This is a genomic window from Bacillus sp. AY2-1 (assembly GCF_008368965.1).
GTDB lineage: Bacteria > Bacillota > Bacilli > Bacillales > Bacillaceae_G > Bacillus_A > Bacillus_A thuringiensis_S.
The window spans coordinates 1-12,469 of sequence record NZ_QPEL01000016.1 but is presented as its reverse complement, the minus strand read 5'-3'; the positions used below and the strand labels follow the sequence as shown (position 1 = coordinate 12,469).

Sequence of the window (12,469 nt, the reverse complement as noted above, 5' to 3'; positions counted from 1 at the left end):
TATGTAACTAATATAAATAGGTCTTTAAACGAACGTTCCGAGTTGTTTAATTACCTGATTTGTTGCATCTTGCTACTTTATCGTAAAAATAAACTGCCTGTTTCTTTGCAATCGGATCGTCATCCATTTCTTCTAATTGAGATAACGCAGAACGTGCAGTATCGCAATCCATTTTTTCAATTTCTTGTCTCTCGAATCGTTCACGGCGAGAGGCTGCCGCCCTATCGAAAGCTTCCTCTTTCTCTTTTGGATCAGCGGCTTGAAGTTTTCTTATTTGCTCCTCCTTGAATCGCTCCGATTCGGGGCCTTCTATTTTTGGTGCTGATTGATTACTGGAATCATTTTCGTCGAGTTGTTTTTGTTTTTCTTGATTCTGATGTTGCTCTGCTTTGGCTGCTTGTTCTTGCTTCGCTTTTTCTTCCCCTTGGCGTTGCACATCAGCTTCCTGACGTTGTTGTTCTTCTTGTTTTACTTTTTCTTCTACCTGATGTTGTTCGTCTTCTTTAACTGGATTGTTAATATCACAACCAACTAGCCCAATAGATAAAAAGAGCCCTGTAAATGGTACTAGGTATTTTTTCATTATTAATCCTCCATAAGTTAATAAAATTTCGTCTGCTTTCTTAAGAAATGTAAGTTTTTAAACGAGCGAATCCTCCAGGAATCCCATGAGCCTCCGTAATTTCTTGAATAGATAAACGAGTATCTTTATAAGCAGAAATCATTTCATCGGTAAGTAACAATTCTACAGCAAATGTATTTGCTTCGATTTCTAAGCAATCCACTGAAAAGAAGGTTTGGTTACGCAAGAAGGGGGTATTTGCTTTAGGATGAAGTACAGCATGACCTAATTCATGTGCACAAACAAATTGTTGAATAGTTTCTTTAATTTGATTATTAATATGAATGAATTTAAAGCGTTTATAAGTGTTGTAAAAACCAAGAGTATTCCCAAGGTCTTCAAACAACACTATAATATCTTTTCGTTTAGCAATTTCAAAGGGGTTTGTTGTGCCGTGTTTTTTTACGATTTTCATTACGTAGTCTTTAATTTTTATTTCTCGCTCCGTTCAATCTTTTTTATACTTGTTTGGAGTGAATTTTTGTTTCGCTAATTGTTTTGCCATGCGCATAGAGTTTTCTAGAGAAATACGAATCATTTCTTTTGTGTGTTCGTCTATTGGTTCTCCGTCAAACATTAAAGCATCTTCGCTATTTTCTAAGTCTTTTAAAGTCTTTTCTAAGTCACGAGCGATATCACGAGTATCTTTTTTGTTTAAATCAGGAAGTGTATTAGACACTCTTGATTCATCTTCTCTTCCTAATAGATAATCTGTTGTTACTCCTAAAACATTCGCTAAATCTTTTAGCATTTCGTTTGAGGGAGTGCTATGGCCATTCTCATAGTTACTAATGGTGCCTTTAGTGGTATTTACTTTATCGGCTAATCCTTGCTGAGTGAGCTTACGCGTTTTACGCATCTCTTTTAATCTTTGTCTCAACATTTATAGCACCTCCCGTTAATAAAAAGTACAAAGATATTGTATCTTATAAAGATGGATTGTAAAACTTTATACAAGATAATTGTACAAATGTATTAATGTACAAGAATATTATACATATAATAAAAGTACAAAATGCTTATACAAGGAGCGAGACAGTGAACAAAAATATCAAATTAATTAGAGCTAGAAAAAAAGTAAGTTAACGCAACAAGATCTTGCAAAAAAAAATGCAAGTTACAAAATCTACAATAAGTAATTGGGAAAATGGTTATAGTAATCCAAATCTTGAAAAGGCTATTAGATTAGCCACTATTCTTGGTAGTGATGTAAAGGATTTAATTTGATGTACAAAAGTACAAGAATCTCATACTTAATAGATGGAAAGTAGGTGAGAAAATGCCATCAACTAACATGGCAGTACCAACAGAACCATCGCATAAACATATAAAAAGCACTTCAAGAGGTGACACCATGAGCCAACAAGAAGAATATGCGGCGACCTATGAATTTGGGAAAACGAAAGTCCATGTTGTGGCTCCTGAGCCAAAATCACAAAAGGATATTGATAAAATCCGTCAAGCATATTACAAGGCTGGTTGGGCCATCATCAAAGAGATACAAGTAAAAGCAAATGTTGAGGAATAATTCCTCTCTTTTTATACGAAAAGTAGACAAGTTACATATGTACTAAATTCATTGTAACCATTTGAAAACTAAATATGGAGGCGAACAGATATGGGAACAAGTATATACTTCAATTCAGCAATAGGAGAATTATTACAGAATGCTAGAGAATGTTGTGATAATGTTCAGCTGAAAACGAAGAAAGGGTTATCTAAGTACCTTGGTATTACACATGAACGATTAACCCGTATTGAATCTGGACTTTCTAAATCAGAATTTGAACTTGCGATGGATTGGTGCCATGCAACAGGAGCAAAGTTGAATCAACAAGCAATCAAATATATTTATGGTGTTGGGTTGCCGCCTACAGATCCACGCTTAACTCAAGATGTTAATTTACAACTGATGAACTACATTAAACAAGCTGAAGAGGGAATTGCGGCAGCAAAGGAAATCATGAACTTACAAGTTACAACAAGGTCATGGAAACATGATGAAAAAAAGAAACATGAATACGCAGTTCATGCAAAAGAAATCTTCGATACAATCCAAGCTACTCAGTGTGTAGTACAAGCTCTTGAGCAAGTTCATTTTGGCATTATGGAACAAATACAAAGAAGTTGGTTGCAAAAGGCTATGGCGGAAAACGTTATTATTCAATCGGTGGATAGCTTAATGAATTTAACAAGGGTGCTGTAGAGGAGGAAAGAAAATGACAGTAGATTATAAGAAACCTAGCTTAATAGAATATAAGGAATTAATTCGTTATGATGCAAAACTAACTGGTGAAATTAAAATAGCAGAATTACTTAATGAGGATTTAAAAACAGTTGAGTTAAAGCAAGAGAAGAAATTGTTGGGGATTCGAATCAAAATTATTGAAGCATCATTTATTTTGAAACATAAATGGGCAAAAGAAAAAGCTACCGCCTAGACAACAGTAGCTGACAATATATTTTACAAAATAATTATATCATTATATTAATTTTTTGGATAAATTAATGAACTTGTAGTTTCTTCCATTAAGTTTAATTTATACCGAAATAATAGATTTTTAATATTTTTATAAAAAATAGAAAAGTACTGTGCTTGTTGTTATGACCAGAAAGGAGATGTAATTCATGAACAATAAAAACAGTCGTCTTCATGATCTAGTTCTTCCTGGGGATTTTTCATTTGCAAATAAACTTCGTAACTGTATGAGTGAATGTATTTATAACATGTTTAATGCAGAATCAATCGAAGAATCAAATCACTGGGAAGAAGAGCTGGAGCGATGTATAAGGGAATTTAAAATGCTTCGTGATACAAAAGAGGAACATGAGGCATCGATGAGTTATCGTGTAGTGATTAAAGATTTAAGAGCAAGAGGAGTTAACGCTTCGTTAGTAACACGTAGAAAATAAAAAGATCTATCACTTGGCAGAGTGATAGACAAACGGTCTTGCAAAAGATCTTAGGATTAATTATATCAAATTAGCATTCGTATAACAACGGAGTGTGCTACATGCTATTAGACAAATCGTTACATAGAGTGTTGCTGAACCCTAAAGTGTTTCAACAAGCAACATCAGAGCAACACCTAATTTACTTAGTAAAACAATATCTCAAAATAGGATACAAGAATTATTGCTTATTACGTGTAGAGGACGGATTCGCGATATGTAAACGGGAGGATGAATAATATGGCAGTTTACAGACCAGTACATGTTTCATTTTGGCAGGATTCATTTGTTTTAGATCTTACACTGGAGGAGAAGTATTTCTACTTATATTTGATGACAAACAGTAAGACGTCCCAATCAGGAATCTATGAGCTTCCACTTCGTATCATTGAAACTGATACAGGATATAACCGTGAAACTGTTATGAAGCTATTAGAACGTTTTGCTGAATACGGAAAAATTAATTACAACCAAAAAACAAAAGAATTGTTCTTAATCAACTGGTTGAAATTCAATCCAATTAAAAATGTAAACATTGAAAAGTGTGTTTTAAAAGAAATTCAATCTGTAAAGGACCAGGATTTTTTAGTTGATTTCTATGAAACTTGCTTGCAATTAGAACGAGAACAAGATTTTAAAATTCCTCGTATTAAGGAGTATTTATCAGTCCGTTTGGAGGGGCTTATAAGGGGCTTCCAAGACCCTAGCAAGGAAGAAGAAAAAGAAAAAGAACAACAACAAGAAGAACGCGCAAGCGCGGAAGAAGTTGTTGAGGTTAATCCAATTTCTTTTTACGAGCAAAACTTCGGATTCGTTACACCTTTTATCGCAGATGGTATTTATGCTTGGATCGATGATTTAAATGCAGAACTAGTTATTAAGGCTATGGAGATTGCTTTAGAGAAGAATACGAGAAACATGTCTTACGTAAATACGATTTTAAGAGATTGGCATCTTAAAGGTTTTAAAACAGTAACTGATGTTGAGGCAGCTGATAAAGCATTCCGTGCTCAACGATTAACAAAAGCGCAACAACAGACACAAGCTCCTTATCAACAAAAGGGATTATCGGAATCTACTAAAAACGTAATACAGTAGCAACAAGCATGGGAGCAGAACATTCCAACAGAAGAAGAACTTGCAGTACTTAACCAACAAAATGCGTGGTTGGCCAAATGAGTAACGATATGATTCGTAATGTGGAAGCTGAACAAAGTGTTTTAGGTAGCGTAATCCAAGAAGGCGATTTAATTAAAGATTGTCAGCTAAAGGTAAAACAGTTTTCTTTACCAACGCACCAAGTGATTTTCAGGGCAATGAGAGAATTAGAGGATGCTGAGGTTCCCATAGATCTTGTTGCTCTCATTGGAAAATTCGATGAAAGCTTTATGCATCAAATTGGCGGAATTGAATTCTTTGTAAACTTAACAGAAGTTGTAACAACAACTAAGAACTTCTCGTATCACGAAGGTTTAGTAATTGAAGCTTGGAAAATGCGACATGCTCAGGAGGTTGCTGGTAATTTATATAACCGCCTTCAGCAAGATAGGGACATGAGTGCTATTAGTACATCAATTGATGAATTAAGCGCCATTGAAGAAACGGGTTACTCAGATGAATTTAACTTGAAAGATGCGCTTGTTGATTTGTATAAGAACATGCAAATTGATGTAGGAGATTTAACCGGTATACCAACTGGTTATGACGACCTGAACAGAATGACAGCAGGGTTCCAAGAGGGTGATTTAATCATTGTCGGTGCCCGCCCTTCAATGGGGAAAACAGCATTTGTATTAAACGTTACTTTTCATGCAGCAAGTGCTCATACAGCAACAGGAATCTTTTCATTAGAAATGGGAGAAGAGCAGTTACTTAAACGTATGATTTCAAGTACTGGAAATATAGATGCTACAAAATTAAAGAATCCTAAGAAGCTATGTAATTTAAAGGATTGGGAAAAGATTAGTCAAGCAATGGGATTAATTAATGATTTGCCATTAGAAATTTACGATAAAGCAAATGTAACCATGCAAGAGATTTATGCAAAGGCTAGGAAATTAAAGCGTAAGTACCCTGATAAAAAGGTTTTAATTGCAATTGATTACTTGCAGCTTATTGTAGGGGATCCAAAGCATAGAGGGAACCGCATGCAAGAAATCGGTGAGATTAGTCGTAAGTTAAAACTGATGGCAAGAGAATTAAATGTATGTGTAGTTGCATTATCACAGTTAAGCCGTGCTGTAGAAAGTAGGCAAGATAAAAGACCGTTGCTATCAGATTTACGCGAAAATGGTCAAATTGAGCAAGATGCGGATTTAATAGCATTCTTATACCGTGAAGATTACTATGACCGCGAGACAGAAAATAAAAACATAACGGAAATTATTTTAGCGAAACAAAGGAACGGTCCAGTTGGTGTTGTTGAACTAGCATTCATTAAAGAATTTAGTAAGTTTGTAAATTTAGAGAGAAAGTTCAATCATCAACAGGAGGCTTAATCATGTTGTTACGTCAGGAAGTAGAACGTAGAAAACTAATAATCATTCGTAAATTATTGGGGTTAGGATTAACTGAAATTAATGGACAAACATTAGATCAACTAACGTTAATGCAGCTTGAAGGAATTTTAATTGCAAGCTTGCAGGTATTGGAGGGGAAAAACAGTGCCAAAGCAATTAACAATTTTTGACGTGGAACCAGTTGTATCATTTGATCCTAAGGAAGCTCATATTCACCGTTTGAATTCAAAATTACGGTATGTAGATGTGGTTGTACAAGTACCACGTCAAGTCAAAGCAATTGATGAATTAAAACCAACGACAGCGCCTGATGAACGATATGAGTTGTTTGAATATTATGTAATAGGGATTTGACGTTACAAACGAGCGGAGGATAAACAATTTATATGGGAAGAAGCTGAAGAAATGTGTAAGCGAGCAAGAGATGAAAAAAAGCCGATTCCAATACGACTCCATTTATCGCTTGAACAATCATTTGTTCCAGAAAATGTTGTGCAATATTTGTAGACAAATAAAAAAAGCTGAGATCACTCTCAACTTACTTCGGCAAAGTAATTATAACATATGGGAGTGATCTTGTTGGGAATTAGAAAAGAAAATCTTGTGGAAATGACAGCTGAAATAGATTTGAAAACAAACGGAATATATATTGTTAAAAATGGTCAGGTCCGACTAATAGAACCGCCTCAAGGTGGATATGGTGAACAATCCTTTGTATATCAAAATGGAAAAGTAATTCGTATGGAAGAACGAAAAACACAGTTACTTTAATTAAATTTGTATTTTATAGAAAAGTAGGTGAGGAGCATGGTGAAAGAATGGAGCGAGCAGGATCGTTTAGAGATAGAAGCGGAGCAAGAGATGATCGTACAAGCAGAGCGAGAAAACTGGATGGAAGCAAATAATATGTATTAATGTTCGGTATTTAACTTAGGTTATCAGCTGATGGATCCAGTAAACGTTCGTTTTTAACAAAAGCGTTATTTTAATCGAAAAGGGGAATGGATATGAAACCGACATTCGAAATGATAAAGAATGAACATGGTGGGGTAGAGATGACTTATACAACGAGTGGGGGTAAGCAATCTTCCACTTACTTCCCTGGTCCTCCAGAAGATATAGATCATGTTTGTTTGGACTACATGAAAGGGCGCTTTGCAAATGTTAGAACGTTGAAGCAAGTAGATTTTATAAAACGCAAATATAAAGAAGCTTATCAAACAGTATTCGGTGCTATGGACGAATTAAAAGTAGGTGACAAGGTAGTGATGCACACTTGCTTAGAAGCGAAGCGCTATGAAGGGAAAGTTTGGACTTGTAGAACAGATCAATTTAAAGCAAGTAGTGGTTCGTAAGTGGTGTTTTTAGAAGGATTTAGTGGTTACTTCTCAGTTAAGTATTTGCAGCGTATAAGCTTGTTAGAAAACTAAACAAAATAGTTATTTTATTAAAGAAAAAACATGCACAATTTTTGTGCATGTATAATGAAAAGCTATGTCTTGTCTAGGTAAATATATGCTTAACTAATATAAACCGTGAGTATGTTTGAGGGAAATGTTTATTTACAAATATAAAGAGCGCTTTTTAAGGCGCTCCATGACCAAAACTAAAATTGAAAAAGAATTCCACATGATATTTTATGTATGTTCTTAATAAATGTGCAGTTTAAAAAATCTTTCTTTTGCACAACAAAGCAGCTAGTAAATAAAACTAACTGCTTGTTGTACAAAAGAAACGCTGCGCTTACAGAAATAGTTTGTAACTTTAAGTTACAAAAATAGTATGAACAGGGTTGAAAATATTATTCGGAAATGAAAGAAAACAAAATAAAACAAAATAAAAAAGAGCACCATGCATAAGTGCTCTTTAAGATAGGAGGTAACACTTTGAGCTGGATTTGTAGGTTAAAATTATATGACGTAGAAAAGAAATAAGAACTAAAATTTATTCTTAACTCAATACAAAAGAGCAGCTAGCAAAAGCTAACTGCAATGAGAAATTACACCCATGAATTTAGGAGTACAAAATTACATGGTTGATTATAGTATGGACAAAAATATCAAGTTTATGTAACAAAAATTAAAATCGAGCAGTTAATGCAAATAACTGCCCAATTCGATACAACCTGGGTAAGAAGCAGATTGTATTGTGATTAGTATTGGCGGAATATTGAATTTTATCCAGTTCTTTAACAAAATCCTTATTTGAAAATTAAAAAGCGCCTTGGGAGAAAGGTGCTTTATGACCAAAGATTGTATCGAGAATAATACTAAATGATTAATAATGAGAGATAATCATGATTATTGTATGTACGTTTCTAATGTACGTGAAGCCTTTATTTCATAAGAACGAGAAAAGAGCACTTCGTAAAAGTGCTCTTCTGACCAAGACCCATTTTCTAAGAGAGAGGAATACGTAATATCATATGGATTTATTTTTAAATGTGTTTAAAAGCGTATGAAAACTTCATTTTGCACAACAAAGCAGTTAGTTTCGTTAACTAACTACTTGTTGTACAAAAGAAAATTAGGCCCTACAAGTAAATGATATGTAACTTTAAGTTACAGCTATAGTATAAGCAGAATTAAAAGTATTATGTGGAAATAATAATGATCTTAATGAAACTTTCATTTTGTAGGAATAAGGAAACTAAAAAAGAGCACCATGCATAAGTGCTCTTTAAGATAGGAGGTAACACTTTGAGTTGGATACTTAGGTTAAAAGTATATGGCGCAGAAGAGAAATAAGACCTAAAGATTATTATCAACTCAATACAAAAAGAGCAGTTAACAAAGGTTAACTGCTCAGCCCTCAGAGAAAGGGAAAAGAATATTACAGAGGTCACTGTGAATTCAAGCTGTATCAGCCCATTTATAGTATCGGGCATAATTTAGAATTTTATTCGGATAAAATCAAAAAAGGCAGTTAGCAAAAGCTAACTGCTCATCTCTCGACCAAGAGAGCTAGAGTGGAAAGAATTTAAAATAATCTTTTAAATTCTTTCATAGTATCGGAAAAAATTAGAATTTTATTCACTTAATACTTAGATTTGGAAGTTCAATAATTGAATGTATCTATAACATAGACAAGATTTTTAAATTTGTTCAAGGTGGAATAAAGGATGGGTACTTATTGGGAAAAGGCAGTCAAGGAGTATTTCAAGAAGTAAGAGCCGGAACGCAAGAAAAAAGCAGTTAGCAAAAGCTAACTGCACAGTGAATAAGAAGAATACAATGATCATTCGTATTCAACCTTGGTGTATCTATATTATTAACATGTTTTAGAAATTTATTCAATAAAAGAGCAGCTAGCAAGAGCTAGCTACTGTGCCCCAGGGAAGAGGGAGGAGCGATATATTAGGTCTAAATTTGAAATAAGGGTTTTAGATTTTAAGACCTAACTTAAATATAGTATGGATTTTATTTGAGCTATTATGCATATAACTTGCTCCTCTTAAAAGAATTATCAACAAAAAAAGCAGCTAGCAAAAGCTAACTGCTTGGCTGGTTCTCCGTGGGGATCGGAGAAAGGTTAGGGATTCATTAAATGAGTTCAGGCTATTGCCTATCTACATTATTGACGGAATGTTTATTAAATAATCATGGTGGTAATTTATTGTTTCTTTTAATCTAAGGTTGGTTCCAAAAAATTGACATCCCAACAAAATATAAAATTATTAAAAGGAAAATTGCTATGAAAATGACTAAAAAAATCTTTTTCATCAGTAAGACCTCCTTTGTGAAGAATATTAACATCTATCCAAAATTTGAACAAAATAATCTTTTTAAAGTAAAGCAAACAGAATATAGTCCGGCTAGAAAACTAGAGGACACCAATTCATTAAAGCAGCAATGAAAGCTGTTTTAGGAATAGGTGTCCTTTTTATTTTGAAAAGGGAGATGGGGAAATGAAGGGATTAAAGGATCAGTTGCATGAATGGAAAAAGCAATCCAAGCAAGGAAAGAAGAAAAACAAGAAAAAACAAAAAGAGAAATTAAGTACTCGTGAAATTGAGGATTTAATGGGGATGCATAGACCTTGTTATGAACGAAGACGCGGAGCATTAAGACAAAAGTAATTTAAAAATAAAAAGGAGTGGTCTTACATGACTAAACAATTATCTTTCTTACCAAAAATTGATAGAGTAGCAACGCAGAAGAAATTAGAAGGTGTTCTCGAAAATGTACGTTTATATAGACAGTTTGGAATGATGCGTGAAGAAATGAAAGTCACTCCTTCTTATGAAATTAGATATCACGGACCTACAAATGATGTAGGGAAGCCATTAGAAGATGTAGCGATGGCTAATATTCAACAAAGTAAAAGAGAAGAGTGGATAAAGCAAACATCATTTCGTATTGACCAGTTTCTTAGTCGTTTGGGTAATGGGCGTGCAGGAAAGGATCAAAGAGACATCATCATTAAGCGTTATTTAGAAGAGGAAGATGTATGTGATTATATGGTATATAACGAAATTGGCATGAGCGAGCGTACTTATCGACGTGTTAAGGCAAGAGTATTTTATAAACTTGCTTTTGCTCTTAGATTAGAAGTTTATGAGACTGAAGAAACTGGAGGTAATGAATAATGAATTTTGTTCAGCCAATACGTGATCCAGAAAAAATACAGCAGTTAAAAGAATATTTTAAGGAAAAGAGCTTACGTAATTACATTCTCTTTATTATGGGAATCAATACAGGCCTGAGAATCTCGGACATTTTGAAATTGAAGGTAGGAGATGTCAAAGGTAGTCATATATCTATGAGAGAAAAGAAAACAGGGAAACAGAAACGAATACAAATTACTGTAGCACTGAAAAGAGAACTTAAATGGTTTATTGAAAAAAGAGAAGATAATGAGTACCTATTACAAAGTAGACAAGGTAGGAATCGTCCGATTGGTCGTAGCATGGCATATAAGATATTAAGTGGAGTAGCAGCAGAATTCGGATTAGATGAAATCGGAACACATACATTAAGAAAAACATACGGGTATCACATGTACATGCAAACAAAAAACATAGCATTACTTATGGAGATATTCAATCACTCATCAGAGAAGGTAACGTTACGTTATATAGGTGTAAACCAAGATGCAATGGATAAAGCAATGACTAGGTTTAAAATTTAATCATTGTTTATTTCTTTTTTAATCTAGGGGTATCACAGCATTTTGGAAAAAACCTACGTGAAGAGTATGCAAGATTTTATACAGTTCCAGTAACAAACAAGAAGCCTAAAACCTCGCTAGGATAGGAATGTATAAAAAATGCATAGAACCATAGAACAAAAAAGAAGGTTCCTTGCTACCGATAATGAGACGTCATGTTAACTAGACGTGTATGAGATATACAATCAAACAAAATGATTTTCCATTTCTATTCTTATTTTGAAATAGATGCACAATCAAAATTCCATCAACAAATGAGATTGAAAATCCTACGACTATACATAATCCGTTTTTTGGAATTCCTAATATAATTGCAAGATAACTAAAAGAAAAAGCCCATAATGCTAAAACTATGATTTCTAACATCTTCTTTTTTATTAAAAGTTAAGCAACCCAAATCCCCTTGAAAAAGTTGTATTCGGAATATTGTAACAAAATAAAAAAAGACCCTACAAGAGGGTCTTTCATCAGCTAATATTAAGCTTTTTGAACATTAGTAGCTTGTAGGCCACGTTGTCCTTTTTCTACTTCAAACGTTACACTTTGTCCTTCGTCTAAAGATTTGAAACCGTCGATTTGGATAGCTGAGAAATGTACGAATACGTCTTCTCCACCTTCACGCTCGATGAATCCAAAACCTTTGTCTGCATTAAACCATTTTACTTTACCTTGTTCCATAATTGTTGCCTCCTAGTGTGGATACCCACACATATGTTACTACCCTTGCTCAAATACCTTAGACGAAAAACAAATTTTATTCTTAATCTCAAGCCAAACAAAAATAGGTCTTTCTTAAATTAACACACTTTCTAAAAAATAGCAAATTTCAAAAATAAGTCCTTATGGTAATTAGCTACTAATAGTTGTTGCTAGAGAAAAAGTCACTATGATAGTCATCACAGCAAGAAATTTCCAAAGGATCTCAACAACATCATTGGTTTGATTTTTTTCAGACATTCAACAATTGATAAAATCAGCTATTTTCGAGTTAAATTTTACTTCTGATAACGATAATTATGTAAATAAGCTGTCCATATGGGCAGCTTATTTTATTTTTCCACATAGCGTAGGTTATTTTACAAAATGTTGGTGGTATCCCTATACAGTTACTCATAATTTTCGTACTGTGTAACTCAAAAGAGAAAATTAAATAAAATCAATGATACCAAGGGATTCAGCGAAGGGGTCAGTTACACACAATATAAGA

The 12,469-nt window shown here is 33.8% G+C and carries 14 protein-coding genes and 4 pseudogenes; 14 read left to right on the top strand and 4 right to left on the bottom strand.

The annotated features are described in order from the left end of the window. Nucleotides 1–46 precede the first annotated feature (46 nt). From DN403_RS02935 to DN403_RS02925, 3 genes are read right to left on the bottom strand one after another with little or no spacing between them, the layout of a single operon-like run. The gene (locus DN403_RS02935) at nt 47–583 is read right to left on the bottom strand and encodes a hypothetical protein (RefSeq protein WP_098829308.1); all 537 of its coding nucleotides are present in this window, start codon (nt 581–583) and stop codon (nt 47–49) included. Between the two features lie 40 nt (nt 584–623). Then, nucleotides 624–1,058: an ImmA/IrrE family metallo-endopeptidase gene (locus tag DN403_RS02930; RefSeq protein WP_133963737.1), complete on the bottom strand. Its 435-nt coding sequence runs from the start codon at nt 1,056–1,058 to the stop codon at nt 624–626. 12 nt (nt 1,059–1,070) lie between these two features. Continuing rightward, nucleotides 1,071–1,505 carry a helix-turn-helix domain-containing protein gene (locus DN403_RS02925; protein ID WP_063548461.1) on the bottom strand — a complete coding sequence of 145 codons (435 nt, stop codon included), beginning with the start codon at nt 1,503–1,505 and terminating at the stop codon, nt 1,071–1,073. A 155-nt stretch (nt 1,506–1,660) separates the two neighbouring features. On the opposite strand from DN403_RS02925, the pseudogene DN403_RS32285 reads away from it, so the two are divergent. The 14 genes and pseudogenes from DN403_RS32285 to DN403_RS02860 all read left to right on the top strand — a co-directional run bounded on the left by DN403_RS32285 (nt 1,661) and on the right by DN403_RS02860 (nt 11,223). Further along, nucleotides 1,661–1,849, top strand: a pseudogene (locus tag DN403_RS32285) (helix-turn-helix transcriptional regulator). 52 nt (nt 1,850–1,901) lie between these two features. Further along, entirely contained in the window at nt 1,902–2,150 is a 249-nt protein-coding gene (locus DN403_RS02915) for a hypothetical protein (RefSeq protein WP_001141266.1), read from the top strand. Between the two features lie 90 nt (nt 2,151–2,240). Then, nucleotides 2,241–2,828 carry a sporulation sigma factor-processing peptidase gene (locus DN403_RS02910; protein ID WP_098829309.1) on the top strand — a complete coding sequence of 196 codons (588 nt, stop codon included), beginning with the start codon at nt 2,241–2,243 and terminating at the stop codon, nt 2,826–2,828. A 13-nt stretch (nt 2,829–2,841) separates the two neighbouring features. Continuing rightward, complete coding sequence (locus DN403_RS02905; RefSeq protein ID WP_086397958.1) at nt 2,842–3,063, top strand: RNA polymerase subunit sigma; 222 nt, start codon at nt 2,842–2,844, stop codon at nt 3,061–3,063. Between the two features lie 187 nt (nt 3,064–3,250). Further along, entirely contained in the window at nt 3,251–3,535 is a 285-nt protein-coding gene (locus DN403_RS02900) for a hypothetical protein (RefSeq protein WP_086397957.1), read from the top strand. 279 nt (nt 3,536–3,814) lie between these two features. Next, nucleotides 3,815–4,753, top strand: a pseudogene (locus DN403_RS02895) (DnaD domain-containing protein). Next, on the top strand, nt 4,750–6,072 hold the full coding sequence (gene dnaB, locus DN403_RS02890; protein ID WP_086397956.1) for a replicative DNA helicase: 1,323 nt from the start codon (nt 4,750–4,752) through the stop codon (nt 6,070–6,072). The pseudogene DN403_RS02895 and the gene dnaB overlap by 4 nt, the downstream one beginning before the upstream one ends. A 2-nt stretch (nt 6,073–6,074) precedes the next feature. Next, on the top strand, nt 6,075–6,263 hold the full coding sequence (locus DN403_RS02885) for a hypothetical protein (protein ID WP_086397955.1): 189 nt from the start codon (nt 6,075–6,077) through the stop codon (nt 6,261–6,263). Further along, a pseudogene (locus tag DN403_RS02880) lies at nt 6,238–6,600 on the top strand (cell division protein SepF). The gene DN403_RS02885 and the pseudogene DN403_RS02880 overlap by 26 nt, the downstream one beginning before the upstream one ends. A gap of 72 nt (nt 6,601–6,672) precedes the next feature. Further along, nucleotides 6,673–6,864 carry a DUF3954 domain-containing protein gene (locus DN403_RS02875; protein ID WP_086397954.1) on the top strand — a complete coding sequence of 64 codons (192 nt, stop codon included), beginning with the start codon at nt 6,673–6,675 and terminating at the stop codon, nt 6,862–6,864. Nucleotides 6,865–7,100: 236 nt separating this feature from the next. Then, nucleotides 7,101–7,523, top strand: a pseudogene (locus DN403_RS02870) (hypothetical protein). A gap of 2,477 nt (nt 7,524–10,000) precedes the next feature. After that, nucleotides 10,001–10,171, top strand: a complete 171-nt coding sequence (locus tag DN403_RS31010) for a hypothetical protein (RefSeq protein ID WP_016077323.1) — start codon at nt 10,001–10,003, stop codon at nt 10,169–10,171. Between the two features lie 27 nt (nt 10,172–10,198). After that, a complete protein-coding gene (locus tag DN403_RS02865; protein ID WP_098829311.1) occupies nt 10,199–10,681 on the top strand; it encodes an ArpU family phage packaging/lysis transcriptional regulator in 483 nt (160 codons plus the stop codon). Then, nucleotides 10,681–11,223, top strand: a complete 543-nt coding sequence (locus DN403_RS02860) for a site-specific integrase (protein WP_149185296.1) — start codon at nt 10,681–10,683, stop codon at nt 11,221–11,223. Before DN403_RS02865 ends, DN403_RS02860 begins: the two co-directional genes overlap by 1 nt. A gap of 516 nt (nt 11,224–11,739) precedes the next feature. Here the strand turns inward: DN403_RS02860 and DN403_RS02855 are convergent. Next, entirely contained in the window at nt 11,740–11,940 is a 201-nt protein-coding gene (locus DN403_RS02855; protein ID WP_000434816.1) for a cold-shock protein, read from the bottom strand. Nucleotides 11,941–12,469 lie beyond the last annotated feature (529 nt).

Bases quoted from the DNA above. Each gene is read 5' to 3' on its own strand.
- DN403_RS02935 (WP_098829308.1), bottom strand. From the start codon at position 583: ATGAAAAAATACCTAGTACCATTTACAGGGCTCTTTTTATCTATTGGG.
- DN403_RS02925 (WP_063548461.1), bottom strand. From the start codon at position 1,505: ATGTTGAGACAAAGATTAAAAGAGATGCGTAAAACGCGTAAGCTCACT.
- DN403_RS02915 (WP_001141266.1), top strand. From the start codon at position 1,902: ATGCCATCAACTAACATGGCAGTACCAACAGAACCATCGCATAAACAT.
- DN403_RS02910 (WP_098829309.1), top strand. From the start codon at position 2,241: ATGGGAACAAGTATATACTTCAATTCAGCAATAGGAGAATTATTACAG.
- DN403_RS02905 (WP_086397958.1), top strand. From the start codon at position 2,842: ATGACAGTAGATTATAAGAAACCTAGCTTAATAGAATATAAGGAATTA.
- DN403_RS02900 (WP_086397957.1), top strand. From the start codon at position 3,251: ATGAACAATAAAAACAGTCGTCTTCATGATCTAGTTCTTCCTGGGGAT.
- dnaB (WP_086397956.1), top strand. From the start codon at position 4,750: ATGAGTAACGATATGATTCGTAATGTGGAAGCTGAACAAAGTGTTTTA.
- DN403_RS02885 (WP_086397955.1), top strand. From the start codon at position 6,075: ATGTTGTTACGTCAGGAAGTAGAACGTAGAAAACTAATAATCATTCGT.
- DN403_RS31010 (WP_016077323.1), top strand. From the start codon at position 10,001: ATGAAGGGATTAAAGGATCAGTTGCATGAATGGAAAAAGCAATCCAAG.
- DN403_RS02865 (WP_098829311.1), top strand. From the start codon at position 10,199: ATGACTAAACAATTATCTTTCTTACCAAAAATTGATAGAGTAGCAACG.
- DN403_RS02860 (WP_149185296.1), top strand. From the start codon at position 10,681: ATGAATTTTGTTCAGCCAATACGTGATCCAGAAAAAATACAGCAGTTA.
- DN403_RS02855 (WP_000434816.1), bottom strand. From the start codon at position 11,940: ATGGAACAAGGTAAAGTAAAATGGTTTAATGCAGACAAAGGTTTTGGA.